Below are 26,055 nucleotides of genomic sequence, written 5' to 3' on the forward strand. Positions count from 1 at the left end.
ACACAACCCGCGTACCGCCAGGGTGCAACCCCGCACGCCCTCAATAGCCGTTTCACTCCATCGTGAGCACGCTCGCGAATTGCCACAGTGCGGTCACATCAACGTGATCAAACTTTCACGAAATCCTCTCTAAATCGGGCGTTAGTGGAAAAGTCCTTCTATCTTGTTTGCGGGGTGAGCGGGTTATGGAGTACCGCTCGATACATTGGATAGCAAGCTATTGACCTACGTCAGGGACCGTCCCTGACAGACGGCGCTTAATAGCTACACTCTCCAACTTCCTATAGGGAGATTCTTAAATGTCGCAAGAAAGCAGCCAAAAATTGAAACTCGGCGCGCTGACGGCGTTGGTGGTGGGTTCCATGATCGGCGGGGGCATTTTCTCCCTTCCGCAAAACATGGCCGCCAGCGCAGACGTCGGTGCCATTCTCATCGGTTGGGCCATCACCGCGGTCGGGATGCTGACCCTGGCATTCGTCTTCCAGACCCTGGCCAACCGCAAACCTGAACTCGACGGTGGGGTGTACGCCTACGCCAAGGCCGGCTTCGGCGACTACATGGGCTTCTCCTCGGCCTGGGGCTACTGGATCAGCGCCTGGCTCGGCAACGTCGGCTACTTCCTTCTTCTATTCAGCACCCTGGGCTACTTCTTCCCGGTCTTCGGCAAGGGCGACACCCTGCCGGCGGTGATCTGCGCCTCGGTATTGCTGTGGGCCCTGCACTTCCTGGTGCTGCGCGGGATCAAGGAGGCGACGTTCATCAACACCATCACCACGGTGGCGAAGATCGTCCCGCTGTTCCTGTTCATCCTGATCTGCCTGTTCGCCTTCAAGCTGGACATCTTCAGCGCTGACATCTGGGGCGCGAGCAATCCGGATCTGGGCAGCGTGATGAACCAGGTGCGCAACATGATGCTGGTCACCGTCTGGGTGTTCATCGGCATCGAAGGCGCGAGCATCTTCTCCTCTCGTGCGGAAAAACGTTCCGACGTCGGTAAGGCCACTGTGATTGGCTTCATCACCGTACTGCTCCTGCTGGTACTGGTGAACGTGCTGTCCATGGGCGTGATGACCCAACCGGAACTGGCCAAGCTGCAGAACCCGTCGATGGCGCTGGTACTGGAGCATGTGGTCGGGCACTGGGGTGCGGTACTGATCAGCGTCGGTCTGCTGATCTCCCTGCTGGGTGCCCTGCTCTCCTGGGTGCTGCTGTGCGCCGAGATCATGTTCGCCGCGGCCAAGGACCACACCATGCCGGAGTTCCTGCGCAAGGAGAACGCCAACCAGGTGCCGGCCAACGCCCTGTGGCTGACCAACATCTGCGTGCAGATCTTCCTGGTGGTGACCTTCTTCTCCTCGGGCAGCTCCGACGGGATGGACCCGTACACCAAGATGCTGCTGCTGGCCACCTCGATGATCCTCATCCCGTACTTCTGGTCCGCGGCCTACGCCCTGCTGCTGGCAGTCAAAGGCGAGACCTACGACAAGGACCCGGGTGACCGCACCAAGGACCTGATCATCGCTGCGATCTCGGTCACCTACGCCATCTGGCTGATCTACGCCGGTGGCCTGAAATACCTGCTGCTGTCGGCGCTGCTGTACGCGCCGGGCGTAATCCTCTTCGCTAAAGCGAAACATGAAGTGGGCCAACCCATCTTCACCAATGTCGAGAAGCTGATCTTCGCGGGTGTCGTCATCGGCGCCCTGATCGCGGCCTATGGCCTCTACGACGGCTTCCTCACTCTGTAACTCCTGGAGACATCTCATGAGCACGGAAAAAACCAAACTTGGCGTTCATTCTGAAGCTGGCAAATTGCGCAAAGTGATGGTCTGCTCGCCTGGACTCGCCCACCAACGCCTGACCCCGAGCAACTGTGACGAGTTGCTGTTCGACGACGTAATCTGGGTAAACCAGGCCAAGCGCGACCACTTTGATTTCGTCACCAAGATGCGTGAGCGCGGTATCGACGTCCTGGAAATGCACAACCTGCTGACCGAGACCGTCCAGAACCCCGAGGCCCTGAAGTGGATCCTCGACCGCAAGATCACCAACGACAGCGTCGGCCTGGGTCTGACCCAGGAGCTGCGCGGCTGGCTGGAAAGCCTGGAGCCGCGCAAGCTGGCCGAGTTCCTCATCGGTGGCGTTGCCTCTGACGACATCCCCGACAGCGAAGGCGCCAAGGCGCTGAAGATGTACCGCGACTACCTGGGCCACTCCAGCTTCCTGCTGCCGCCGCTGCCCAACACCCAGTTCACCCGTGACACCACCTGCTGGATCTACGGCGGCGTGACCCTGAACCCGATGTACTGGCCGGCGCGCCGTCAGGAAACCCTGCTGACCACCGCCATCTACAAGTTCCACCCGGAATTCACCAACGCCGAATTCGAAGTCTGGTACGGCGATCCGGACAAGGACCACGGCATGTCCACCCTGGAAGGTGGCGACGTGATGCCGATCGGCAACGGTGTCGTCCTGATCGGCATGGGTGAGCGCTCCTCCCGCCAAGCTATCGGCCAGGTCGCCCAGGCACTGTTCGCCAAAGGCGCCTGTGAGAAAGTCATCGTCGCCGGCCTGCCGAAGTCGCGCGCCGCGATGCACCTGGACACCGTTTTCACCTTCTGCGACCGCGACCTCGTCACCGTCTTCCCGGAAGTGGTGAAGGAGATCGTTCCCTTCGTCCTGCGTCCGGACGAGAAGAGCCCCTACGGCCTCAGCATCCAGCGCGAAGACAAGGACTTCCTCACGGTCGTCGCCGAATCGCTGGGCCTGAAGAAACTGCGCGTCGTGGAAACCGGCGGCAACAGCTTCGCCGCCGAGCGCGAGCAGTGGGACGACGGCAACAACGTGGTCTGCCTGGAACCGGGCGTGGTGGTCGGCTATGACCGCAACACCTACACCAACACCCTGCTGCGCAAGGCCGGCGTGGAAGTGGTCACCATCAGCGCCGGCGAACTGGGCCGGGGCCGTGGCGGCGGTCACTGCATGACCTGCCCGATCCTGCGTGATCCGGTCGACTACTGATACCCAACAGAGCGCACAAACCAATGGGGCGGCCCAACCAGGGTCGCCCGCCTCGCCAGCCACTAGCCGCGCTGGCGAGACCGAGAATTCCGTCGAAGGAGAAAGATCATGGCTTTCAACATGCACAACCGTAACCTGCTCAGCCTGATGCACCACAGCACCCGCGAGTTGCGTTATCTCCTCGATCTGTCCCGCGACCTGAAACGCGCCAAGTACACCGGCACCGAGCAGCAGCACCTGAAAGGCAACAACATTGCGCTGATCTTCGAGAAAACCTCGACCCGCACCCGTTGCGCCTTCGAAGTGGCCGCCTATGACCAGGGCGCCAACGTCACCTACATCGACCCGAACTCCTCGCAGATCGGCCACAAGGAATCGATGAAGGACACCGCCCGCGTTCTCGGCCGCATGTACGACGCCATCGAATACCGTGGCTTCAAGCAGGAAATTGTCGAGGAACTGGCCAAGTTCGCCGGCGTACCGGTGTTCAACGGCCTGACCGACGAGTACCACCCGACCCAGATGCTGGCCGACGTGCTGACCATGCGCGAGCACAGCGACAAGCCGCTGCACGAAATTACCTACGCTTACCTGGGCGACGCCCGCAACAACATGGGTAACTCCCTGCTGCTGATCGGCGCCAAGCTCGGCATGGACGTGCGCATCGCCGCGCCCAAGGAGCTCTGGCCGACCGAAGAGCACATCGCCGCCTGCAAGAAGTTCGCTGAAGAAAGCGGCGCCCGCATCACCATCACCGAAGACCCGAAAGTGGCGGTCAAGGGCGTGGACTTCATCCACACCGACGTGTGGGTCTCCATGGGTGAGCCGGTCGAAGCCTGGGGCGAACGCATCAAGGAACTGCTGCCCTACCAGGTCAACATGGACATGATGAAGGCCGCCGGCAACCCGCGCGTGAAGTTCATGCACTGCCTGCCCGCCTTCCACAACAGCGAGACCAAGGTCGGCAAGCAGATCGCCGAGCAGTACCCGAACCTGAAGAACGGCATCGAAGTCACCGACGACGTCTTCGAATCCCCGTACAACATTGCCTTCGAGCAAGCGGAAAACCGCATGCACACCATCAAGGCAATCCTCGTTTCGACCCTCGCCGACATGTAATGCCGCGCCGCCCCCGGACCGCGACGCCGTCGCCGGTCCAGGGGCGTTTCCACTCTTTCGGAGGTAATGAATATGCGTATCGTCGTCGCATTGGGCGGCAACGCCCTGCTGCGTCGTGGCGAGCCCATGACTGCCGACAACCAGCGCACCAACGTGCGGATCGCTGCCGAGCAGATTGCCAAGGTCGCTCCCGGCAACGAACTGGTGATCGCCCACGGCAACGGCCCGCAGGTCGGCCTGCTGGCCCTGCAGGGCGCGGCCTACGAGAAGGTCAGCCCCTATCCGCTGGACGTCCTCGGTGCCGAGACCGAAGGCATGATCGGCTACATGATCGAACAGGAAATGGGCAACCTGCTGCCGTTCGAAGTGCCGTTCGCCACCCTGCTCACCCAGGTCGAGGTCGACTCCAAGGACCCGGCCTTCCAGAATCCGACCAAGCCCATCGGTCCGGTCTACTCCAAGGAAGAGGCCGAAGCCCTCGCCAAGGAGAAAGGCTGGAGCATCGCGCCCGACGGCGACAAGTTCCGCCGCGTGGTCGCCAGCCCGCGTCCGAAGCGCATCTTCGAGATCCGCCCGGTCAAGTGGCTGCTGGAGAAAGGCACCATCGTCATCTGCGCGGGCGGTGGCGGCATTCCGACCATGTACGACGAATCGGGCAAGAAGCTCTCCGGCGTCGAGGCTGTAATCGACAAGGACCTCTGCTCCTCGCTGCTGGCCCAGGAACTGTCCGCTGACGTCCTGATCATCGCTACCGACGTGGACGCGGCCTATATCGACTGGGGCAAGCCGACCCAGAAGGCCATCGCCCAGGCCCACCCGGACGAACTGGAACGCTTGGGCTTCGCCGCCGGCTCCATGGGACCGAAGGTCATGGCGGCCATCGAGTTCGCCCGCAATACCGGCAAGGATGCGGTAATCGGCTCACTGGAAAACATCGTGGCCATCACCGAAGGCAAGTCCGGCACCCGCGTCAGTACCAAAAAGGCTGGCATCGAGTACCGCTGAGCACTACCCGCAACACCCTGGGAGCCCATCGTGGCTCCCGGTTCCCTTCCCCTTCAGTAGTCTCCGCTCGATCTATACGGAAATTCGTCGCCTTCTTCCGCCAAATCCTGGCGTTAGCGTGACTCGGCGGTCATCATCCTCGTCAGCTAAAGCATTCGAATCACTCTAGCCACCGCTGGCTTTGTGCCACTGGGCCGCCCCGCCTTGGGCAATCACCGCCCGAACGCACAAGATGGACTTGCTGAAGGAGTTTCCGAGAGATGTCTCGACTACCGGTCATCGTTGGTTTTGGTGGGTATAACGCTGCGGGCCGCAGCTCGTTCCACCATGGGTTCCGCCGCACCGTCCTCGAATCCATGGAGAGCGCCGCTCGCCAGGAAACCCTCGCCGGCCTCGCGGTGATGATGAAGCTGGTGAAGTTCGACGCCGGCCACTACCGCGACGCCGAGGGCCAGGTCCTGACCCTGGCCGAAATCGAAAAGCGCTTCGCCGAGCAGATTCGCCAGTCCACCCTGATCCGCCGCATCGAACTGCAATACCTCGACGTCGATGCCGCCCACTGCCACAAGAGCATCACCCTCGGTGCCGCCGGCAGCCCGGTCACCTTCAGCACCCAGCGCAAGCAACTGCCCGAGCCGCTGCCGGCCAACTGGTCGGTGGACGAGCTCGAAGGCGGCGAAGTGCGCGTCACCCTGCACGACAGCTGCGAATTCAAGGTCGACAGTTACCGCGCACTGCCGGTCAAGTCCGCCGGCCAGCTGCCCACCGGCTTCGAGCCGAGCGAGCTGTACAACTCGCGCTTCCACCCGCGCGGCCTGCAGATGTCCGTGGTCGCCGCCACCGACGCGGTGCGCTCCGTCGGCATCGACTGGCAGACCATCTGCGACCGCGTGCAGCCCGACGAAATCGCCGTGTTCTCCAGCAGCATCATGAGCCAGCTGGACGAGAACGGTTATGGCGGCCTGCTGCAATCGCGCCTGCGCGGCCACCGCGTATCGGCCAAGCAGCTGCCGCTGGGCTTCAACAGCATGCCCACCGACTTCATCAACGCCTACGTGCTGGGCAGCGTCGGCATGACCGGCAGCATCACCGGCGCCTGCGCCACCTTCCTGTACAACCTGCAGAAAGGCATCGACGTCATCACTACCGGCCAGGCCCGCGTGGTCATCGTCGGTAACGCCGAAGCGCCGATCACCTCCGAGATCATCGAGGGCTACGCCGCCATGAGCGCGCTGGCCACCGAAGAAGGCCTGCGACACATCGATGGCCGCGACGACGTCGACTTCCGCCGCGCCAGCCGCCCATTCGGCGAGAACTGCGGCTTCACCCTGGCCGAGTCCGCCCAGTACGTGGTGCTGATGGACGACGCCCTGGCCCTGGAGCTGGGCGCCGAGATCCACGGCTCGGTGCCGGATGTGTTCATCAACGCCGACGGCTTCAAGAAGTCCATCTCCGCCCCCGGTCCGGGCAACTACCTGACCATGGCCAAGGCCGTGGCCGCCGCCGCGCAGATCGTTGGCGAAAAGAGCGTGCGCCAGCACAGCTTCGTCCACGCCCACGGCTCCAGCACCCCGGCCAACCGCGTCACCGAGTCGGAAATCCTCGACCGCGTCGCCAGCGCCTTCGGCATCAGCGAATGGCCCGTCACCGCGGTCAAGGCCTTCGTCGGCCACTCCCTGGCCACCGCCAGCGCCGACCAGTTGATCTCCGCCCTGGGCACCTTCCGCTACGGGGTGATCCCCGGCATCAAGACCGTGGAAAAGTTCGCCGACGACGTGTTCAAGGACCACATCGCCCTGTCCAACACCGATGTGCGCCGCGACGACCTGGAGGTCTGCTTCATCAACTCCAAGGGCTTCGGCGGCAACAACGCCACCGGCGTGCTGCTGTCCCCTGCCGTTACCGAGAAGATGCTGCGCAAGCGCCACGGCGATGCCAACTTCGACGCCTACCAGACCCGCCGCGAAGCCACCCGCGCCGCCGCCCGTCAGTACGACGAAGCCGTGACCCAGGGCCGTTTCGACATCATCTACAACTTCGGCAACGACATGATCGACGAGCAGGCCATCGAGATCAGCGAGAAGGGCGTACAGGTGCCGGGCTTCAGCCAGGCCATCGCCTACAAGAAGGACGAGCGCTTCAGCGACATGCTCGACTGATCGCTTCCGTTGAACGAAAAAGCCGGGCAGATGCCCGGCTTTTTCGTGTCTGGGGTTCACTCGCGCGATACGTCCGCCCCTACAGGGAAAACTCAACGGCAGCGTAGGAGACGATGGCCAACCGCCGCGTCGGGGCTCCAGGTCAATAGGTCCCCTGCCCCACGCCCAGCTCGAGAATGCTGGCCTTGAGGTTCTCGAAGTCGTACTCCGACAGCCCCACGTAATCCAGCACCTTGGCGCGGATGCTCTCCCACTCGTGGTCTTCCGGCTGGTTGCCCAGCACCCGGTGCGAGCCGCAGATGTGCTCGGCCATCTTGAGGATCGCCAGCAGGTTCTTCAGTTGCGTATCACGGGCGCTGTCGTCGCTGAAGATCGACAACGCATTGTGATGATTGGCGATGGCCTCGCAGACATGCTCCGGCAGGCGCCAGGAGCGCGCGGTGAAGTAGCCGACCACCGCATGGTTGGTGTTCAGCACACGATTCTCGGTGTCCACCACCCGGCGCTCGTCGCTGGCACTGGCGTACGCCTCTTCCAGTACCGCCATGTAATGCGGGAAGCGCTTGAGCATCAGCGGAATGCCGCAATTATGGAACAGCCCCAGCGCATAGGCCTCGTCAACCGACTCGTAGCCGATGCGCTTGGCCAGGTTCAGGCAGCTCATGGCCACGTCCTGCGCGGTATCCCAGAAGCGGTTGAGAGTGACGATGGTGGCGTCGCTCATCTCGCCCTTGATCGACTGCGCATTGATCAGGTTGATCACCGAACGGCTGCCCAGCAGGTTCACCGCGCGCTGGATCGAGGTAATTCGATTGGCCAGCCCGAAGAACGGCGAGTTCACCAGCTTCAGCAGCGCACCGGACAGGCCCGGGTCCTGGCTGATCAGCTTGGCGATCGCCTTCAGGTCCGGGTTGGGCATGAACTGCTCCATCTGCAGGTCGACCATGATCTGCGGCTGCGGCGGCACACTGATGCCCTGCAGGGCCTGGCGAATCTGTTCGGCGGAGAGTTCTTGGGACATGAGCGGGCAGGCTGAAGGTGATTGGGCGCACAGTTTACCCAGAGCGCGGCGTTCTGGAACCAGCGTTTTAGACTGAACTTTCATCGGCGGCAGTGTCGGAATCTTTACCCCCCAAAGGGACCACACGGGAGATTCGCAATGAGCCAGACGCTGAAAGGCAAGACTGTCGCCATCCTGGTTACCGACGGCTTCGAGCAGGTGGAACTGACCGGCCCGCGCAATGCCCTGGAACAGGCCGGGGCCAAGGTACGCATTCTTTCCGACCACATAGACAAGGTCCGAGGCTGGAACCGTGAGCTGCCCGGCGACAGCTTCAAGGTGGACGGCACCTTCGAGACGGCCCACATCGATGAGTACGACGCCGTGCTACTGCCCGGAGGCGTGATCAATTCCGACCAGATCCGCAACCTGCCCAGGGCCCAGGAACTGGTCCGGCGCGCCGACCTCACCGGCAAGCCCATCGCGGTGATCTGCCACGGCGCCTGGCTACTGGTCTCGGCCGGACTGGTGAGAGGCCGCACCCTGACCAGCTGGAACTCCCTCAAGGACGACATCAGCAACGCCGGCGGTCACTGGGTGGACCGCCCGGTGGTCAGGGACGGTCACCTCATCAGCAGCCGTAAACCGGACGACATCCCGGTCTTCAGCAAGCGGCTGATCGAAACCCTCACCCTCTGACCGACCCCGAGTCGACCAAAAGCGCACGCGCCCCGCTCCGGCGGTGCGCGCCGCTGCGTTATAATCGCGCTCTTTTGCCGGAGCCTTTCCCCATGACCCTGCCCAGCCTGCGTCTGAAAGCCAATGCCGAGCGCCGCCTGCGCGCCGGCCACCTGTGGGTCTACAGCAACGAGGTGGACGTTGCCGCCACCCCGCTGAACGGATTCGGTGCTGGCGAGCAGGCCATCCTCGAGATGGCCAACGGCAAGCCGCTGGGCATCGTTGCGATGAGCCCGAACAACCTCATCTGCGCCCGCCTGATCTCCCGCGACACCAAGCACGTTCTCGACAAATCCCTGCTGGTTCACCGCCTGAACGTCGCACTCAGCCTGCGCGACCGCCTGTTCGACAAGCCCTTCTACCGCCTGGTCTACGGCGACTCCGACCTGCTGCCGGGCCTGGTGGTCGACCGCTTCGGCGACGTACTGGTGGTCCAGCTCGCCTCGGCGACCATGGAAAAGCACCGCGACGACGTCCTCGCCGCCCTGCTGCAGGTGCTCAAGCCCAGCGCCGTGCTGTGGAAGAACGACTCCAGCGCCCGTGATGCCGAAGGCCTGGAACGCTACGTCGCCAATGCCTACGGCGAAGTCCCTGAGTGGGTCGCCCTGGAAGAGAACGGCGTGAAGTTCGAGGCCCCGGTACTGGCCGGCCAGAAGACCGGCTGGTTCTACGACCACCGCATGAACCGCGCACGCCTGCAGCCCTACGTGCAGGGCAAGCGCGTCCTCGATCTGTTCAGCTACATCGGCGGCTGGGGCATCCAGGCCGCGGCCTTCGGCGCCAGCGAAGTGATGTGCGTGGACGCCTCCGGCTTCGCCCTGGACGGCGTGGAGCGCAACGCCGCGCTCAACGGCGTGGCCGAGAAAGTGGCTTGCGTGGAAGGCGACGTGTTCGAAGCCCTGCGTGAGCTGAAGGCCGCCGACGAGCGCTTCGACGTGATCGTCGCCGACCCGCCCGCCTTCATCAAGCGCAAGAAGGACCTGAAGAACGGCGAGGCCGCCTACCGCCGCCTCAATGAACAGGCCATGCGCCTGCTCTCCAAGGACGGCGTGCTGGTCAGCGCCTCCTGCTCGATGCACCTGCCCGAGGATGATCTGCAGGACATCCTGCTCGGTAGCGCCCGCCACCTGGACCGCAACATCCAGCTGCTCGAGCGCGGCGGCCAGGGCCCTGATCACCCGGTGCACCCGGCGATCCACGAGACCCGCTACATCAAGAGCCTGACCGTGCGCCTGCTGCCCAACGGCTAAGGCACTGCGGCACGAAAACGGGGCGTCTCCTGACGGGAGCGCCCCGTTTTTCATTTCAGCGGCGGATGGCGGATAACGCCCGAGGCGTTATCCGCCCTACAGGTGTGCAGCCGCGTAGGGCGCATAAAGCGGAACGCTTTATCCGCCGCCTCCGGGCCAAGTCCTTACTTCATCGGCATCAGCGAATCCGCCTCGCTGATCACTGCATTGCCGGTCTTGCGCTCGAACAGGCACAGCTCGCGGCCCGGTTTGCCCTTCATGTGTTTTTGGGCATAGGTCCCACCAATCATCAGCGCCGTGTATCCCACGCTGTCATCGAACAGCACCGGCGCGCCCAGCACCTTCTTGTTCTGCAGATGGCTCAGCGCCAGGCAGGCTTCGCGCTGCTGCTTGTCCTGCGCCTGCCAGGCCTGATCCGACGAGGCTTGTACGCTGCCGACGAAAAGCGCGGCGAGCAGGGCGATGCGGGTGACTTTCATGGTGTTGCTCCTTCAACGAACGGGACCGAAAAGCGTCGATGGCCATTCTGACCACGCCAGGACGGCGAAAGTCCATGGCCCGTACCGACCGCCAGCCTTTCCCTGGCGGCAAGGGCCGGCGTAGAATCCGGGCATTCCTGCCATTTATCCCCCGGCGGGCCTGTGAGCCCCGGCCGAGCAGGCGGTGACCCCGCCACGCCGCGCGCCGACCTCGCCCATGCAAGGCCATCTGCTGTTTGCATCCGGTGCGTACCGCGCTCACGATACGAAATCAGAGTCCGCTCAAGGTCTCGCCGGCCAGCCCTACCCGCTGTACGCCGCCGCACGAAAAGACCCGGATCGGCTCCCACCGTGACCTGATGCGCAGGAACCCTTCATGCCCGATTACCGCTCGAAAACCTCCACCCACGGCCGCAACATGGCCGGCGCCCGCGCCCTCTGGCGCGCCACCGGGATGAAGGACGAAGACTTCAAGAAGCCGATCATCGCCATCGCCAACTCCTTCACCCAGTTCGTGCCCGGCCACGTACACCTGAAGGACCTGGGCCAGCTGGTCGCCCGCGAGATCGAAAAGCACGGCGGCGTGGCCAAGGAATTCAACACCATCGCCGTGGACGACGGCATCGCCATGGGCCATGACGGCATGCTCTATTCCCTGCCGTCGCGCGAGATCATCGCCGACTCCGTGGAGTACATGGTCAACGCCCACTGCGCCGACGCCATCGTCTGCATCTCCAACTGCGACAAGATCACCCCCGGCATGCTGATGGCCGCCCTGCGCCTGAACATCCCGGTGGTGTTCGTCTCCGGCGGCCCGATGGAAGCCGGCAAGACCAAGCTGGCCAACCATGGCCTGGACCTGGTCGACGCCATGGTGGCTGCCGCCGACGACTCCTGCTCCGACGAGAAGGTCGCCGAGTACGAGCGCAGCGCCTGCCCCACCTGCGGTTCCTGCTCCGGCATGTTCACCGCCAACTCGATGAACTGCCTGACCGAAGCCCTGGGCCTGTCCCTGCCGGGCAACGGTTCGACCCTGGCCACCCACGCCGACCGCGAGCAGCTGTTCCTGCGCGCCGGCCGCCTGGCCGTCGAGCTGTGCCAGCGCTATTACGGCGAAGGCGACGAGTCCGTGCTGCCGCGCAACGTCGCCAGCTTCAAGGCGTTCGAGAACGCCATGACCCTCGACATCGCCATGGGCGGCTCGACCAACACCATCCTGCACCTGCTTGCCGCAGCCCAGGAGGCGGAGATCGCCTTCGACCTGCGCGACATCGATCGCCTGTCGCGCAAGGTGCCGCAGCTGTGCAAGGTCGCGCCAAACATCCAGAAGTACCACATGGAAGACGTGCACCGCGCCGGTGGCATCTTCTCCATCCTCGGCGAACTGGCCCGTGGCGGCCTGCTGCACACCGACGTTCCGACCGTGCACAGCCCGAGCATGGCCGACGCCATCGCCCAGTGGGACATCACCCAGACCCAGGACGAGAAGGTCCACACCTTCTTCAAGGCCGGCCCCGCCGGCATCCCGACCCAGGTTGCGTTCAGCCAGAGCACCCGCTGGCCGACCCTGGACGATGACCGCGCCGAAGGCTGCATCCGCAGCGTCGAGCACGCCTACTCCCAGGAAGGTGGTCTGGCCGTGCTGTACGGCAACATCGCCCTGGACGGCTGCGTGGTGAAGACCGCTGGCGTGGACGAATCCATCCACGTGTTCGAAGGCCGCGCGAAGATCTTCGAAAGCCAGGACGGCGCCGTGAAGGGCATCCTCGCCGACGAAGTGAAGCCGGGCGACATCGTGATCATCCGCTACGAAGGCCCGAAAGGCGGCCCGGGCATGCAGGAAATGCTGTACCCGACCAGCTACCTGAAATCCAAGGGCCTGGGCAAGGACTGCGCCCTGCTCACCGATGGCCGCTTCTCCGGCGGCACCTCGGGCCTGTCCATCGGCCACGCCTCGCCGGAAGCCGCCGCTGGCGGCGCCATCGGCCTGGTGCAGGACGGCGACAAGGTGCTGATCGACATCCCCAACCGCAGCATCAACCTGCTGGTGAGCGATGAAGAACTGGCAGCCCGCCGCGTCGAGCAGGACAAGAAAGGCTGGAAGCCTGCCCAGCCGCGCGCTCGTAAAGTCAGCACTGCGCTGAAAGCCTACGCCCTGCTGGCCACCAGCGCCGACAAGGGCGCGGTGCGCGACAAGACGCTGCTGGAAGGCTGAGTCTGGTAGAGCGATGAAAAAGCCCGGCGAATGCCGGGCTTTTTTTGTTCCAGCTGCTGCTTTTCGCTGTTCGTGGGAGCGAGCTTGCTCGCGAACCAGCCCAGCTTCAGTGCAGCCGGGAAGTCCGTTCGCGAGCAAGCTCGCTCCTACAGGTTCATGCAGCTCCGCTACCCGATGGCGGGTTGCGGATTTCATTAAACCTTACGAGCCGGTTTTCGGCGTCTTCGGGCAGTCGCCATACCCCGGCTTCATGCCACGCTCCGAATTGCAGATCGTACCTTTTTCCTCCCAGGTGATATTTCCGGTCTTGCTGTCCTTCGCAGGCGTCAGCTTGATAGTCAGGGCATTGCCGTCCACATCGGTCGCCGCGGTATTCGCTTCGATGACACCACTGGCAACCGAATAGCCGCCCCTGATGTTCGACGTCTCCGCGAAGACCTCGGGAATCCCGTAGGTGCCCGCCTTGCACTCCTCCAGCTTCGCGTCGGCCATACAAAGACTGACCGCCGTCTTCACACCGGAAAGCTCCGTCTTCGCCGCAGCAGCCCGCGAGCGCGATGAGTAATCCGAATACAAGGGAAGCGAAACCGAAGCCAGGATGCCGACGATCGCCACGACGATCATCAGTTCGATCAGGGTGAAACCACGTTGCACGTTCTTCATCAGCAAGTCCTTTTGTAGCGTTGATAGACATCCGACGTCGTTGAGCCGCGCCGGATTCGCTCCATTCAAGTCGCCACATCGGGCTGCCGCATTCAGACGAATCCGCGCAAGATGCTGAAATTTCTCTCTTTTCTGGACCGCCGAAGGACGTAGCACTACTACTCTGGCCTCTATCTGAACGAAACCGCGCTTCCCGTTCGTCCTTCCTTGTCTCATGGCACTGTGCGATCCAGGCCTTGGCCAGTAAAATCGCGCTCTTTTTTTCCGGACCGCCCCCATGAGCTCCTTCGAGAACCCGTCCGCCGCCAAGGATCAGCCCGATCTGGTCTACGGCCTGGAAGACCGCCCGGCCCTGCCCATTGCCCTGCTCGCGGCACTTCAGCACCTGCTGGCGATCATCGTGCCGATCGTCACCCCCGGCCTGCTGATCTGCCAGGCGCTGGGCGTATCGCCGCGCGACACCAACCTGATCGTGTCGATGTCGCTGGTGATCTCCGGCATCGCCACCTTCGTCCAGTGCAAGCGCTTCGGGCCGTTCGGTGCGGGTCTGCTGATCGTCCAGGGCACCAGCTTCAACTTCGTCGGCCCGCTGATCGCCGGCGGTGCGCTGATGGTGAAGAACGGCACCCCGGTGGAAGCGGTAATGGCGGCCATCTTCGGCGTGGTCATGGCCGGCTCCTTCGTGGAGATGGGCGTGTCGCGCATCCTGCCCTTCGTGAAGCGCCTGATCACCCCGCTGGTGACCGGCATCGTGGTGCTGATGATCGGCCTCACCCTGATCAAGGTCGGCCTGATCAGCATGGGCGGCGGCTTCTCCGCCATGGGCAACGGCACCTTCGCCAACGGCGAGAACCTGATGCTGTCGGGCCTGGTGCTGGCGATCATCGTCATCCTCAACCGCATCCCGGTGGTGTGGATGCGCAGCGGCGCCATCGTCATCGCCCTGGCCGTGGGCTACGCGCTGGCCGGCTACCTGGGCCGCCTGGACTTCACCGGCATGCACGAGGCACCGGCCTTCCAGGTCCCGGTGCCGCTGCACTTCGGCCTGGGCTTCTCCTGGAGCCTGTTCATCCCGATGCTGGTGATCTACCTGGTGACTTCGCTGGAAGCCATCGGTGACGTCACCGCCACCAGCAAGATCTCCCGCCAGCCGGTGGAAGGCCCGCTGTGGATGCAACGGATCAAGGGCGGCGTATTGGTGAACGGCGCCAACTCGCTGCTGGCTGGCCTGTTCAACACCTTCCCGAGCTCGGTGTTCGCGCAGAACAACGGCGTGATCCAGCTGACGGGCGTGGCCAGCCGCCATGTCGGCCTGTGGATCGCCGCAATGTTGATCGTGCTGGGCCTGTTCCCCAGCGTCGCCGGCGTGATCCAGGCCGTTCCCGAGCCGGTGCTCGGCGGCGCGGTGATGGTGATGTTCGGCGCGGTCGCCGCCTCGGGCATCAACATCCTCGCCGGCACCCACCTGGACCGCCGCGCGCTGCTGATCATCGCCGTAAGCCTGGCGCTGGGCCTGGGCATCTCGCAGGTGCCGGAGTTCCTCGCGCACATGCCCCACGCGATCCGCAACGTGCTGGAATCCGGCGTCGCCACCGGCGGCATCTGCGCCCTGCTGCTGAACTGGTTCCTGCCCGAGTCCGACGCCGCCAAGGCCTCGCACAACGGCTGATCCAGACACGACGCCACCTTCAGGTGGCGTCGTCGTTTATGCTCCCCCCATGACCACCTCCCTGCGCATCGGCGTCATCGCCGACACCCACGGCCTGCTGCGCCCCGAAGCGCTGGCGGCGCTGCAGAGCTGCGAGCGCATCCTGCACCTGGGCGATATCGGCCCCGCCGCACTCCTCGACCAGCTCCGCGCGCTGGCGCCGCTGGATGTGGTGCGTGGCAATAACGACACCGACGACTGGGCCGCGGCCCTGCCGGAGACCCTAGTGCTGGAGCTGGGTGGACTGCGGCTCTACCTGATTCATGACCTCAAGCAGCTGGCCATCGATCCGCTGGCCGAAGGTATCGACGTGGTGCTGGCGGGGCATTCGCACAAGCCGCTGAACGAGGTGCGCGATGGAGTGCTGTACCTGAATCCGGGCAGCGCCGGGCCGAGGCGGTTCAAGTTGCCGATTGCGTTGGCGATCCTGGAGGTCGCCGACGGGCAGCCAAGGGTCGAGATCGTTTCGCTCGTCTAGGAGCGTTCGCGAGCAAGCTCGCTCCTACGAAAAGCCACGCTCAACCTGTAGGAGCGAGCTTGCTCGCGAACAGCCCCCCGCTCGGTGTTCACGGCTCGAGCAGATGCGTGGCCAGCTGCGCCACCGCCTCCTGCCGCTCGTTCTTCTCGCTGCGACGCCCACCGTTGAGGCTCGACCACTCCGGATGTGCCCGCGCCCTGCGCAGCGCCTCGGGCAGCTTGCCCTCGCGCCACTGCTTGTCTTCCGGCGACTGCAGATGGATCGCCTCCACCGCCGCATGCCCGCGCGTCTGCAACGCCGCCAGCAGCTGCCGCTGCCTCAGCGCCAGCAGACGCAGCACGTTGTCATCCACGGACAGCTCGCGGCTGCCCTTGAGCTTGCCCAGCAACCGCTGGCCATAGTGGCCAACGGTCTGCCAGGCACCACCGGCGATAGCTCCCAGCGCAGTGGCCGCTCCCAGGGTCAGGCCACCGACCAGCAGATCGATCCCCGCTCCCGCCGCGGCACCGGCAGCGACGCCGCCACCAAGGCGAATGCCGAGTTGGCGCAGGGTTTCCGGGTTGAACAGATCGTCGCCCCAGCGACCATCCAGCAGCGGCAGATCGGTCGAGCGGGCGTCGTCCTTGCGGAAGGCGTAGAGGCTGAGCAGCGCCTTCACGCAATTGTCTTCTCGCTTGCGCACCTGATTGCGCAGCGTCTCGGTGGCCGCGCGCACGGCGGCATCGCCAGTGGGCACCAACTGGCGGCAAGCAGCGACATCCACCAGCAGTTCGGCGATCAGTCGTGCACCCGCTTCGCGGCGGGCGATGGTCTGCGCTTCGTGATCGGCCACCAGCCGATCCAACTGTGGCCGGGCACGCTCCAGCAGCAGTGCGAGGCTTTCGTACAGACGGCGCTCACCATCCAGCGGCGGCGCCACGCTGTCGAAACGCACCAGCGCATGCAGGCCGAGACGGGACAGTGCCTCGCGCCACTGCTCTTCACGGTGCTGCGGACTGGCGACGAAATTCAGCACCGGCAACAGCGGCCGGGCACACGCGGAGAGCACCGCCAGTTCGTCGCGGTACTTGGCCAGAACCGGCTCGCGGGCGTCGATCACATAGAGGCCGGCGTCGGAGGCCAGCAACTGGCGCAACACCTTGGCCTCCTGCTCGAAGCGGCCACGGGCTTCGCTGCCGTCGAGGAAGCGGCGCAGCTTCTCCGGGCCGTCCAGGCGCTCTCCGGGGCGTTCCAGACCATCGAGGAAGTCGCGCAGGGCGATGGCGTCCTCCAGGCCTGGGGTGTCGTAGAGCTCCAGCAACGGCTCGCCGTCCACCGACAGCCGCGCGCCCTCCACGTGCCGTGTGGTGCTGGGGCGATGGGACACCTCGCCGAAGCCCACGTCGCGGGTCAGGGTTCGCAGCAGGGAGGTCTTGCCGACGTTGGTGTGGCCGACCACGGCCAGTTTCAGCGCATCAGTCATGCCCGGCCTCCAGCCAGCCCAGGGGCGACGCCGAGGTGTGCGGCAGTTGCAGGCGATCGATGGCGGCATGCCAATCACCCAGGCGCTCGGCGTCCAGCGCCTCGCCCAGCGGCGCCTGCAGCAGCCAGATGCGCGTGGCCGCAGCGCAGCGAGAAAGCTCGGCGATCAACGCCAGAGTGCCGCGATCCGGCGAGCGACGCGGGTCGCAGGCAATCACCAGGCGCGCTGGCGGGTAACGGGTGAGTTGCTCCAGTAGTCGACGGCGCTGGGCACCGTCGTCGAGGTCGCCGGCATTGGCGATGCTTTCCGGCAACTTCGGTGGCCAGTTGGGCCGGTCCAGCAGCTCGATGGAGACCAGCAGCGCACCGTCAGCGGTGGCGGCCGGGGCCTGCGCCTGCGGCTCGATCAGCGCATCCGGCGCGGCGTCACTCACGCCCAGGCGTTCGCTGGCCGGCATCAGGCGGTCACGCAACAGGGCATAGCCCGGCAGCGAGATATCCAATGCCAGCCGAGCGCGCCCGCGCTTCCAGCGCCACAGGCAAAGTAGCCAGAGCGCACCGCGCAGTAGCACGCCGTACACCAGCAGGATGCCCACCAGCCAGCCGGCCCAGGCGTGGCGGGCGGCCTCGTTGGCCACCAGCTCATCGCCGCTGGCACGCACCAATTCGGCATCCGGCTGAGGGAAGCCCAGCAGCGACGGCAGCGCGCCGAGACCGTGGGTCAGGGCGATGAAGGTGTCGCCGCCGAGGATAGTGGTCTCCCAGACAAAGCCGTAGCGCCGCGTCGCCAGCAACGCCAGCATCACGCCCAGCGCACTGCTCAGCGCCACCAGCCACAGGCCGTGGACCAGCATGCCGAGGGCCCAGCGGGTGAGGCGCTGGCGATCCAGCAGCACCAGCAACGCAGGGGCCAGTTGCGCGGCCTGGGCATCGCGGGCGAGCTTGCCACTCAACCACAGCCACAGGCGTCCGAGCGCGCCGGTCGCCTCGCCGCTGGCGAAGAAGGCCAGGGACCAGCCGGTCAGGGTGATGAGGTGCAGGCCGAGCAGGCTGGCCAGGGCCCAGAACACATTCACTGGGCGCAGGCCGTCGCCCAGCGCGGCGAGCGCAAGGCCCCCACCGGTGAACAGGGCCAGCGCCAGCAGGAGATAGAGCGCCAGGCGCGCACCCTGGGTCCAGGTGCGCAGGGCGGCACGCTGGCCGTCGCGTTCGGCCAGCAGCCGCGCACGGTGCTGCAGACGCCGCGCCAGATCACCACCACCGGCGATAGCGCGGCGGTTGGCTTCGCTGTCTTCCAGGGGACCGACCTGTTCCTCGCGCAGGCGCACGGCCTCGCACAGCCACAGGGATTGGAGGGCGGACTCGCTCACGGGTTCTCCGACAATCGGTACTGAGCGCAAAGCATAACCGCTGGGCGCCCTCGCGTCCGCCCGGGCCGCCGGTAACACCGACACGCGTCAACCAAACCAAGGAAGGGCTCACGGCGCTCGTCTGCGGCCTCAGACTCGCCCGACAGCAACGCCGACCAGAATGCCTACAACAACAAGAACGAGGCCCCGCCATGCTGCGCTCGATGCTCAGTGCCCTGCCCCTGCTGCTGGCCGCCGCCACCGCGTCAGCCGTGGAAACGCCGCCGGTGCGCCCCTCCGGCTGGGGCCCGGACACCCCGCTGATGCAGGCCGTGCCGCCGCGCCAGCTGGACGCCAGCGTGAGCGCGCGGCAGTCCGACAGCAACACCTCGCAACTGTGGATCAGCCACACCGATTTCCGCCTGCACGACGACATCGGTTTCTTCATCCGCAAGATGCTGATCCAGATGAGTCCGGTTGCCGGCTCCGGCACGCCGCTGATGCTGGACGACCCGAAATCCATGGTCGCGCGCATCCAGGCCGGGGACATCTTCGTCGCCGACGCCACCCTCGCCACCCTGCTCAACGAGGAGCTGCGCAACGCCGGTGCACCAGTACGCAATCTCGTACTCAGCACCCGCAAGGACGGCCAGGAAGTGCGCGGCGAACTGTTGCGCAAGGGCCGCTGGCGGCCGCTGCGGATGGTCACCGGCATCGAGCAGGCCGGGCCGCTGAAGGTGGCGCTGGTGCCCCAGCGCATCTTCGTCGACGAGGTGGACGTCACCCCCTCGCTGACCGCCGCGTCCATCGAAATGTCCGAGGTGCTGCAACTGCACACCGCGCACATGCAGCTGGTCGGCAACCGTATCCTGGTCGACCTCGACGGCCTGTTCCCGCCGCCGCGCCTGGACTTCACCGTGCGCAGCCTGAAGCTCGCCGATGGCGGCATGGACCTGCTGCTGGGCGGTGAGCTGGCCGACCTGAAATGGCCGCAGCTGAATGCACCGCACAGCTACATGTTCATCGAGGGCGGCGATATCAAGATGGCGCGGACCATCCTGGTCAAGGCCTACGCGCTGTTCACCAGCCTGAGTCCCGACGCGCCGCTGCTGTTCAACCTCTACGACTACCGCCGCCAGTTGCAGTACGGCGAAATCCGCCTGCGCGAAGACGGCATGGTGCACATCGCCGTCTCGCCCGTTAAAGCGCCCGCCCCAGAGGAGAAAGCCCTATGAAACCCCTCCTCGCCACCCTGCTCTGCCTCGCGCTGGCCGGCCAGGCCGCCGCCGAGAGCGCCATCGACAAGCAACAGCGCGAACTGGGCGTACTGCGCCAGGGCTGGTTCCAGCAGACACCGCCGGCCGCCGATTACCACGCCACGCGCCCCGGCGGCCTGCGCGGCTCCGGCCAGGACGGCGTGGGCATCCTGCTGGACAACGTGGACATGTATTTCCAGGGCGGTGTCGGCTTCCACAGTCCGCTGCTCAAGGGCTGGCTGGTGCCGCTCAAGGCCGGCGAGCCGGTCGACTTCGACCGCCCGCAGGACATGCGCATCGAGGTCTCCGAGGGCGAGGTGATCCTGAGTCCCGAGCAGCTGGCCAACCTGTTCAACCAGCACATCCTCGCCTACCCGGAATCGATGCTGCGCAATTTCAGCCTGAGCGTCGAAGGCGACCGCCTGCTGGTTTCCGGCGAAGTGCAGCCGCTGGGCATCGGCCCGTGGCTGCCGCTGCGGCTGTCCGGCACGGTGAAGCTCGACGGCGACAACCTCGACTACCAGCCCGACAGCGTGAAGGTCCTCGGCGTGCCCAGCTACGGCGCCATGAGCCTGGTGGGCCTGCGCCTGGATTCGCTGGTGACCCTGAACCGCCCCGGCGCGGTGCTGCAGGACAACGTGATGCACCTGAACTACCACCAGGTCTTCCCGCTGGTGGGCATCGGCGGCCGCGTGGAATCCAGCTGGCTGGACGCCCAGGGCATGCACCTGAAGTTCGCGCCGAAGGCAGGTGCCGCCGCGCTCGCCTTCGAGCCGCCGCGCCAGGCCGGGCAGTCCTATATCTGGCTGCAGTCGGGCGACCTTAAGATCTTCGAGATCCTCATCACCTATTCCCAGGTACTGCTCAAGGCCGAGCGCCCGGACCAGACCCTGGCCTTCAACCTCAAGGACTATCGCAAGGTGCTGGCGACCGGCATCACCCAGGTCAACGAAGACGGCACCTTCTTCATGCGCGTTCCGCCCTCCGGTCCCACCGGGGAGGTGCGACTGGTATCCTCTGGCAACGGGAGTTCCCGCTGATGTTCACCACTGGAGTCACGATGTCCGAAGTCCTGCCCCTGGCGATGATCGCCGCCCTTGCCGAAAACCGCGTGATCGGCGTCGACAACCGCCTGCCCTGGCACCTGCCGCAGGACCTCAAGCACTTCAAGGCCATGACTCTGGGCAAGCCGGTGATCATGGGTCGCAAGACCTGGGACTCCCTCGGCCGCCCGCTGCCGGGCCGGCTGAATATCGTGGTCACCCGCCAGGCGGGCCTGGAGCTCGAAGGCGCGGAAGTCTTCACCAGTCTCGACGCCGCCCTGGAGCGGGCTGCCGAATGGGCGAAGGAAGAGGAAGCCGAGGAGCTGATGCTGATCGGTGGCGCGCAGCTCTATAGCGAAGCGCTGGAGCGCGCCGGACGGTTGTACCTGACCCGCGTGGGCCTCAGCCCGGCGGGGGATGCGCACTTCCCGGCGGTGGACGAGAAGCGTTGGCGCCTGGCATCGAGCATCGAGCACGACGCGGACGGCGAGACGCCGGCTTATGCGTTCGAGGTTTGGGAACGGGCCTGACCACCGTAGGAGCGGACTCCGTCCGCGATAGACCGTACCGGGGTGTTTCGCGGACAGATCCGCTCCTACGAAGAGCAAAAAGAAACGCGCCCGAAGGCGCGTTTCGCAGGGTTCAGAAGCGATCGCGAATGATCGTCTCTTCCACCGGCAGGCGACCGATGCGCGGCTTGGCTTCCATCGCCTGCTTGCCCACGGCGACCATCAGGCCGATCACGTGGTTGTCCGGCAGGTTGATCAGCTTGCCCACCGCGTCGAAGTCGAAACCGTCCATCGGCACGCTGTCCAGGCCACGGCCACGGGCGGCGAGCATCAGGGTCTGGGCCACCAGGCCGCAGCTGCGCATGGTTTCGTCACGCTGGGTCTGCGGCTTGTCGCGGTAGTAGCCATCGATAGCGCCGACCATGAAGTTCTGTACCTCGGCCGGAGCGCCGTCCCACACGCGGTTGGCATTCTGCTCCCAGCTGTCGGTCTGGGCGCAGATCACCACCAGCATCGAAGCGTCGGTCATCTGCGCCTGATCCCAGCCCACCTCGCGGATGTGCGCGCGCAGCTGCGGGTTGCTGACTTCCACCAGGCGTACGTGCTGCAGGTTGAAGGCAGTGGGCGCGAGCAGTGCCAGCTGCAGCAGTTCGTCCTTCTCCTCGCGGCTCATCACGTAGGAGGTGTCGAAACCACGGATGGAACGGCGGCTGCGGATGGCGTCATCGATATGCATGGAAATTCCTCTGGCTTGCATGGGCGAAAGTGGCGCGCATGGTAAGCCCAGAGGAAGTCCCGTTGCAGAGCGGCGCATCGATAATGTCTATCCAGTCTGTCGATGAAGCGGCGCCCGCAACGGCTGACGCCACAACCGCGATCAGCTCTCCAGCGCCTCCACTGGCGCTTCCGTGGTCTGACTCTGCTTGGGCGATGTGAAGGTCAGGTAGCCGTCCTCGACCTTGCCGAAGCGCAGCAGCGCGAGGTCCAGCGCGTAGTTCTGATAGAGCTTCCACGGCGTGCGGTCGCCCTGCTTGGGCATGCGGTCGGCGGCGCGCTGGATGTAACCGGAGTTGAGGTTGAGGAAGGGTTCTTCCTTCACCTGGCCGTCGGTCTGGCGCGGCGTGCACTGGCGCATGCCGATGCTGTCGAGGTGGTTGATCAGGCGGCAGAAATACTCGCTGGAAAGGTCGGCCTTGAGCGTCCAGCTGGCGTTGGTATAGCCGACGATGGCGGCGAGGTTGGGCAGGTCGCGCAGCATGATGCCGCGATAGCCCATGCTCTGGGTGAGGTCGAAGGGCTTGCCATCGATGGCCAGTTCCGCGCCGCCGAACATCACCAGGTCCAGGCCGGTGGCGGTGACGATGACGTCCGCTTCCAGCACCTGCCCGGACTTGAGCAGGATGCCCTTCTCGCAGAAACGCTCGATATGCTCGGTGACCACCGAGGCGCGGCCCTGGCGCAGCGCCTTGAACAGGTCGCCGTCGGGCACGCAGCACACGCGCTCGTCCCACGGTTTGTAGCGCGGGCTGAAGTGGCGCATGTCGAAGTTCTTGCCCAGCTGCAGGTTGGCCAGCTTGAGCATGAGCTTGCGCACCGCGCCGGGGAACGCCCTGGACGCCATGAAGAAGATCATCTGCATGGTCACGTTGCGCGCCCGCGCCTGGCGGTACACCCACTTCTCCGGCAGGAAATTGCGCAGGAAGTTGGAGATCGGGTCCTTCGCCGGCAGGGTGATCACATACGACGGCGAGCGCTGCAGCATGGTGACGTGGGCGGCCTTGTCGGTCAGCGAAGGGATCAGCGTGACGGCGGTGGCACCGCTGCCGATCACCACGATGCGCTTGCCGCTGTAGTCGAAATTCTGCGGCCACAGCTGCGGGTGGATGACCTGCCCACCGAAGCTCTCGCGCCCGGCGAAGTCCGGGGTGTAGCCGGCGTCGTAGCGGTAGTAGCCGGTGCACATGAAGAGGAACTGCGCGCTCATGCGCACCGGCTCCGCTTCATCGCCGCGCTGCACGGTGAGGTTCCAGCGCGCATTGCTGCTGTCCCAGTCGGCCTTGAGCACGCGGTGGCGGTAGCGGACCTTGTCCTCGACGCGGTACTCGCGGGCGGTTTCGCGGATGTAGTTGAGGATCGACGGGCCGTCGGCGATGGCCTTGGGGTCGGTCCAGGGCTTGAAGTTGTAGCCCAGGGTGTACATGTCCGAGTCGGAGCGGATGCCTGGGTAGCGGAACAGGTCCCAGGTGCCGCCCATGGCCTCGCGGCCTTCGAGGATGGCGTAGGACTTGCCGGGGCACTGCTTCTGCAGGTGGCAGGCGGCGCCGATGCCGGACAGGCCGGCGCCGATGATCAGTACATCCAGGTGCTCGATGGACATGCGAGGGGCTCCTTGCTGCAACGCCCTGAAGAGTCTAGGCGGGAATGCTTATTCCACACCCTACAAGGAGCCCCCCGGCGCCACGCCGACCTTTAGTCGTGCGTGGCGCTGGCGTAATTACAGCTGAGCCTGTACCCAGTCGCGCACCCTGGCGTAGGGGTAGTCCTCCAGCGTTGCATAACCCGGCAGGGTGCGAGCACGCATGCGAGTGAAAGCCGGCACGCTGATGCCGCAGAGGAAGCGCGTCACGCAGTCGGCGCTGGGCGCGAGACCACGGGCACTGCGGTATTTCTCCAGGAAGGCGGCGCAACGGTTGTGCAGTGACTGGCCCTCCAGCGGCGGCAGCGCGGGCGGCTCCGGCAACCGGGCGACGTGACCGGCGCACACCGAGCAGTGCCCGCAATGCCGGGGCGCCTGGTGGTCGCCGAAGTACTGCGCCAGGCGCCAGCTCAGGCACTCCGGGCTGCCCAGCAGTTCGAGCATGGCGCCGATGCGGGCGATCTCGCTTTCCTCGTGGCGCTTGAAGTAGCGGTGCAGTTCGTCGCTCAACTTATCCACATCGAAGTGCGCGTCGCGAACCGCGTAGACCTCGGTCATCTGCTTGCTTTCCAGCTCGACCCAGCCGCGCTCCTGGAAGTAGTCCAGCGCCTTCACCACCCGTGCGCGCTCGGCACCGTGGCGGCTGTAGAGGGTGTCGAAGTCCAGGGTCGCCCAGGTCCGGGCGCGGGCCGAGGTGGTGAGGATGGCATCGACGAACTGCCGCCGCTCGCCTTCGAAATGCCCCAGCAGCCCGGCGGAATCTATCAGCAGCTTGTAGCGATATTCGGCGAAATAGGCGAAACGCGGCGCGATGATGTCGCGCAGTTCCAGCTGCACCAGCAGCGTCTTGAGTGGCAGTTGGCGGATGTTCGACTGGTCCGACAACGGCACCAGCATGGTCTCCCATTGGCCATTCGGCGCCTGGCGGATTTCCTCCAGTACGTTGCGGATACCTTCGCGCTCGGGTGTGTCGCCGTAGACGAAGTTCTCCAGCACGTTGAGGCTGTCGCGGTTGGCCAGCACCAGGCATTCCGAGCGCTGGCCATCGCGCCCGGCGCGGCCGATTTCCTGGCTGTAGTTCTCCAGCGACTTGGGCAGGTCGTAGTGCACCACCTGGCGGATGTCGCTCTTGTCGATGCCCATGCCGAAGGCAATGGTGGCAACGATGCAGTTCAACCGGCCCTCCATGAAGCGGCGCTGAATGCCCTCGCGCTCGGGGTGTTCCATCCCGGCGTGGTAGGCACAGGCGGGAATACCGCGCTCGGCCAGATGCGCGGCGATTTCCTCGGCGGTCTTCTGCTGGGTGACGTAGACGATGGCCGGCTGCCCGGCGCGCTCGCCCAGCCACTGCACCAGGCGCGCACGGCGGGCGGCGCTGGCCACTGGCTCCACCTGCAGGTCGAGGTTGGTGCGGTAGAAGCCGGTGGTGACCACGTCGGTCTCGGCAATGGCGAATTTGGCGCGCATGTCGGCGATAACCGCCGGCGTCGCCGTGGCAGTGAGCAGCAGCACTTGGGGAATGCGGAACTGCTTCTGGTAGTCCGGCAGCTTCAGGTAGTCGGGGCGGAAGTTGTGGCCCCATTCGGAAATGCAGTGCGCCTCGTCCACCACCAGCAGGGAAATCGGCACCTCGCTGATGAAGTTGCGGAAGCGCTCGTTCTTCAGGCGCTCCACCGAGATCATCAGCACCTTCAGCTCGCCGCTGCGCGCCCGCGCCATGGTTTGCGCGGTCTGCTCGCGGCTCTGTGCCGAGTCGATGCTGGCGGCGGCGATGCCATGGCGGGCGAGGAAGGCGAGCTGGTCCTGCATCAGCGCCAGCAGCGGCGAAACCACCAGGGTCAGGTGCGGCAGCAGCAGCGCCGGCAGCTGGTAGCACAGCGACTTGCCCGATCCGGTGGGGAAGATCGCCGCCGCCGAGCGGCCGGCCAGCACCGCGCTGACCGCCGCCTCCTGGCCGGGGCGGAACTGGCGGAAGCCGAAGACGCGTTCGAGGGTGTCGTGCATGTGGGTAACTCCTTTCATGGGCGTCCACCCAGCCTAGGAAGCGTCATTGTAGGAGCGAGCTTGCTCGCGAACGGGATTGGAGCCATTCGCCAGCGGTATAGATTCTGCCACCTTGTAGGAGCGGGCCATGCCCGCGATCGCGCGCATGGCGCGCTCCTACAGGGGAACTCCAGTATCGAGCC

General features: G+C 65.2%; 21 protein-coding genes. 13 read left to right on the forward strand and 8 right to left on the reverse strand.

All coding sequences use genetic code 11. From position 1 onward, the window contains the following. The first annotated feature begins 299 nt into the window (after window positions 1-299). The 5 genes from arcD to GA645_RS26500 all read left to right on the forward strand — a co-directional run bounded on the left by arcD (window position 300) and on the right by GA645_RS26500 (window position 7,304). Window positions 300-1,748, forward strand: a complete 1,449-nt coding sequence (arcD, locus tag GA645_RS26480; RefSeq protein WP_152227017.1) for an arginine-ornithine antiporter — start codon at window positions 300-302, stop codon at window positions 1,746-1,748. Between the two features lie 16 nt (window positions 1,749-1,764). Continuing rightward, window positions 1,765-3,021, forward strand: coding sequence for an arginine deiminase (gene arcA / locus GA645_RS26485; RefSeq protein ID WP_152227019.1), 1,257 nt, complete (start codon window positions 1,765-1,767; stop codon window positions 3,019-3,021). Window positions 3,022-3,129: 108 nt separating this feature from the next. Next, entirely contained in the window at window positions 3,130-4,140 is a 1,011-nt protein-coding gene (locus GA645_RS26490) for an ornithine carbamoyltransferase (protein WP_152227020.1), read from the forward strand. Between the two features lie 72 nt (window positions 4,141-4,212). Then, a complete protein-coding gene (arcC, locus tag GA645_RS26495) occupies window positions 4,213-5,145 on the forward strand; it encodes a carbamate kinase (RefSeq protein WP_152227022.1) in 933 nt (310 codons plus the stop codon). Window positions 5,146-5,405: 260 nt separating this feature from the next. After that, complete coding sequence (locus GA645_RS26500; RefSeq protein WP_152227025.1) at window positions 5,406-7,304, forward strand: beta-ketoacyl synthase; 1,899 nt, start codon at window positions 5,406-5,408, stop codon at window positions 7,302-7,304. Window positions 7,305-7,446: 142 nt separating this feature from the next. Here the strand turns inward: GA645_RS26500 and GA645_RS26505 are convergent, their stop codons facing one another. Then, window positions 7,447-8,271 carry an HDOD domain-containing protein gene (locus tag GA645_RS26505; protein ID WP_152228326.1) on the reverse strand — a complete coding sequence of 275 codons (825 nt, stop codon included), beginning with the start codon at window positions 8,269-8,271 and terminating at the stop codon, window positions 7,447-7,449. Window positions 8,272-8,463: 192 nt separating this feature from the next. On the opposite strand from GA645_RS26505, the gene GA645_RS26510 reads away from it, so the two are divergent. Further along, window positions 8,464-9,003, forward strand: coding sequence for a type 1 glutamine amidotransferase domain-containing protein (locus GA645_RS26510; RefSeq protein WP_152227027.1), 540 nt, complete (start codon window positions 8,464-8,466; stop codon window positions 9,001-9,003). Between the two features lie 92 nt (window positions 9,004-9,095). Further along, window positions 9,096-10,292: a class I SAM-dependent rRNA methyltransferase gene (locus GA645_RS26515; RefSeq protein WP_152227029.1), complete on the forward strand. Its 1,197-nt coding sequence runs from the start codon at window positions 9,096-9,098 to the stop codon at window positions 10,290-10,292. Between the two features lie 164 nt (window positions 10,293-10,456). Here GA645_RS26515 and GA645_RS26520 read toward each other — a convergent pair whose 3' ends face one another. Then, window positions 10,457-10,771 (reverse strand): hypothetical protein, encoded by a 315-nt coding sequence (locus GA645_RS26520; RefSeq protein ID WP_152227031.1) that lies wholly within the window; start codon window positions 10,769-10,771, stop codon window positions 10,457-10,459. A 376-nt stretch (window positions 10,772-11,147) separates the two neighbouring features. Between GA645_RS26520 and ilvD the strand changes: the two genes are divergently transcribed. Continuing rightward, on the forward strand, window positions 11,148-12,986 hold the full coding sequence (gene ilvD / locus GA645_RS26525) for a dihydroxy-acid dehydratase (protein WP_152227033.1): 1,839 nt from the start codon (window positions 11,148-11,150) through the stop codon (window positions 12,984-12,986). A 201-nt stretch (window positions 12,987-13,187) separates the two neighbouring features. Here the strand turns inward: ilvD and GA645_RS26530 are convergent, their stop codons facing one another. Beyond that, the gene (locus GA645_RS26530; RefSeq protein ID WP_152227035.1) at window positions 13,188-13,649 is read right to left on the reverse strand and encodes a prepilin-type N-terminal cleavage/methylation domain-containing protein; all 462 of its coding nucleotides are present in this window, start codon (window positions 13,647-13,649) and stop codon (window positions 13,188-13,190) included. Between the two features lie 277 nt (window positions 13,650-13,926). Here GA645_RS26530 and GA645_RS26535 point away from each other — a divergent pair, with 277 nt between their 5' ends. Beyond that, the gene (locus GA645_RS26535; protein ID WP_152227037.1) at window positions 13,927-15,318 is read left to right on the forward strand and encodes a nucleobase:cation symporter-2 family protein; all 1,392 of its coding nucleotides are present in this window, start codon (window positions 13,927-13,929) and stop codon (window positions 15,316-15,318) included. Window positions 15,319-15,367: 49 nt separating this feature from the next. Beyond that, complete coding sequence (locus GA645_RS26540; protein WP_152227039.1) at window positions 15,368-15,835, forward strand: metallophosphoesterase; 468 nt, start codon at window positions 15,368-15,370, stop codon at window positions 15,833-15,835. Between the two features lie 88 nt (window positions 15,836-15,923). On the opposite strand, the gene GA645_RS26545 is transcribed toward GA645_RS26540, so the two are convergent. Together GA645_RS26545 and GA645_RS26550 are read right to left on the reverse strand one after the other, a co-directional pair. Next, on the reverse strand, window positions 15,924-17,297 hold the full coding sequence (locus GA645_RS26545; protein ID WP_152227041.1) for a GTPase/DUF3482 domain-containing protein: 1,374 nt from the start codon (window positions 17,295-17,297) through the stop codon (window positions 15,924-15,926). Further along, entirely contained in the window at window positions 17,290-18,666 is a 1,377-nt protein-coding gene (locus tag GA645_RS26550; RefSeq protein ID WP_152227043.1) for a DUF2868 domain-containing protein, read from the reverse strand. The genes GA645_RS26545 and GA645_RS26550 overlap by 8 nt, the downstream gene beginning before the upstream one ends. Before the next feature lie 191 nt (window positions 18,667-18,857). On the opposite strand from GA645_RS26550, the gene GA645_RS26555 reads away from it, so the two are divergent. The 3 genes from GA645_RS26555 to GA645_RS26565 are packed head-to-tail and all read left to right on the forward strand — an operon-like array spanning window position 18,858 to window position 21,474. Next, window positions 18,858-19,880 carry a hypothetical protein gene (locus GA645_RS26555; protein ID WP_152227045.1) on the forward strand — a complete coding sequence of 341 codons (1,023 nt, stop codon included), beginning with the start codon at window positions 18,858-18,860 and terminating at the stop codon, window positions 19,878-19,880. Continuing rightward, window positions 19,877-20,941, forward strand: coding sequence for a hypothetical protein (locus GA645_RS26560; RefSeq protein WP_152227047.1), 1,065 nt, complete (start codon window positions 19,877-19,879; stop codon window positions 20,939-20,941). Before GA645_RS26555 ends, GA645_RS26560 begins: the two co-directional genes overlap by 4 nt. Before the next feature lie 20 nt (window positions 20,942-20,961). After that, window positions 20,962-21,474, forward strand: coding sequence for a dihydrofolate reductase (locus GA645_RS26565; RefSeq protein WP_152227049.1), 513 nt, complete (start codon window positions 20,962-20,964; stop codon window positions 21,472-21,474). A gap of 112 nt (window positions 21,475-21,586) precedes the next feature. Here the strand turns inward: GA645_RS26565 and GA645_RS26570 are convergent, their stop codons facing one another. From GA645_RS26570 to GA645_RS26580, 3 genes are all read right to left on the reverse strand, one after another. Continuing rightward, window positions 21,587-22,189: a nitroreductase family protein gene (locus GA645_RS26570; RefSeq protein ID WP_152227051.1), complete on the reverse strand. Its 603-nt coding sequence runs from the start codon at window positions 22,187-22,189 to the stop codon at window positions 21,587-21,589. A gap of 141 nt (window positions 22,190-22,330) precedes the next feature. Continuing rightward, window positions 22,331-23,830 carry an NAD(P)/FAD-dependent oxidoreductase gene (locus GA645_RS26575; protein ID WP_152227053.1) on the reverse strand — a complete coding sequence of 500 codons (1,500 nt, stop codon included), beginning with the start codon at window positions 23,828-23,830 and terminating at the stop codon, window positions 22,331-22,333. Between the two features lie 117 nt (window positions 23,831-23,947). Beyond that, complete coding sequence (locus GA645_RS26580; RefSeq protein ID WP_152227055.1) at window positions 23,948-25,873, reverse strand: ATP-dependent DNA helicase RecQ; 1,926 nt, start codon at window positions 25,871-25,873, stop codon at window positions 23,948-23,950. Window positions 25,874-26,055: the final 182 nt, after the last annotated feature.

The sequence above is a fragment of the Pseudomonas sp. SCB32 genome, assembly GCF_009189165.1.
In the GTDB taxonomy this organism is placed as follows: Bacteria; Pseudomonadota; Gammaproteobacteria; order Pseudomonadales; family Pseudomonadaceae; genus Pseudomonas.

Coding starts and splice junctions, on each gene's coding strand:
- GA645_RS26530 (WP_152227035.1), bottom strand. CDS start 13,649: ATGAAGAACGTGCAACGTGGTTTCACCCTGATCGAACTGATGATCGTC.
- GA645_RS26560 (WP_152227047.1), top strand. CDS start 19,877: ATGAAACCCCTCCTCGCCACCCTGCTCTGCCTCGCGCTGGCCGGCCAG.
- arcA (WP_152227019.1), top strand. CDS start 1,765: ATGAGCACGGAAAAAACCAAACTTGGCGTTCATTCTGAAGCTGGCAAA.
- arcC (WP_152227022.1), top strand. CDS start 4,213: ATGCGTATCGTCGTCGCATTGGGCGGCAACGCCCTGCTGCGTCGTGGC.
- GA645_RS26500 (WP_152227025.1), top strand. CDS start 5,406: ATGTCTCGACTACCGGTCATCGTTGGTTTTGGTGGGTATAACGCTGCG.
- GA645_RS26515 (WP_152227029.1), top strand. CDS start 9,096: ATGACCCTGCCCAGCCTGCGTCTGAAAGCCAATGCCGAGCGCCGCCTG.
- GA645_RS26545 (WP_152227041.1), bottom strand. CDS start 17,297: ATGACTGATGCGCTGAAACTGGCCGTGGTCGGCCACACCAACGTCGGC.
- GA645_RS26555 (WP_152227045.1), top strand. CDS start 18,858: ATGCTGCGCTCGATGCTCAGTGCCCTGCCCCTGCTGCTGGCCGCCGCC.
- GA645_RS26570 (WP_152227051.1), bottom strand. CDS start 22,189: ATGCATATCGATGACGCCATCCGCAGCCGCCGTTCCATCCGTGGTTTC.
- ilvD (WP_152227033.1), top strand. CDS start 11,148: ATGCCCGATTACCGCTCGAAAACCTCCACCCACGGCCGCAACATGGCC.
- GA645_RS26535 (WP_152227037.1), top strand. CDS start 13,927: ATGAGCTCCTTCGAGAACCCGTCCGCCGCCAAGGATCAGCCCGATCTG.
- GA645_RS26540 (WP_152227039.1), top strand. CDS start 15,368: ATGACCACCTCCCTGCGCATCGGCGTCATCGCCGACACCCACGGCCTG.
- GA645_RS26520 (WP_152227031.1), bottom strand. CDS start 10,771: ATGAAAGTCACCCGCATCGCCCTGCTCGCCGCGCTTTTCGTCGGCAGC.
- GA645_RS26580 (WP_152227055.1), bottom strand. CDS start 25,873: ATGCACGACACCCTCGAACGCGTCTTCGGCTTCCGCCAGTTCCGCCCC.
- GA645_RS26510 (WP_152227027.1), top strand. CDS start 8,464: ATGAGCCAGACGCTGAAAGGCAAGACTGTCGCCATCCTGGTTACCGAC.
- GA645_RS26575 (WP_152227053.1), bottom strand. CDS start 23,830: ATGTCCATCGAGCACCTGGATGTACTGATCATCGGCGCCGGCCTGTCC.
- arcD (WP_152227017.1), top strand. CDS start 300: ATGTCGCAAGAAAGCAGCCAAAAATTGAAACTCGGCGCGCTGACGGCG.
- GA645_RS26490 (WP_152227020.1), top strand. CDS start 3,130: ATGGCTTTCAACATGCACAACCGTAACCTGCTCAGCCTGATGCACCAC.
- GA645_RS26565 (WP_152227049.1), top strand. CDS start 20,962: ATGTCCGAAGTCCTGCCCCTGGCGATGATCGCCGCCCTTGCCGAAAAC.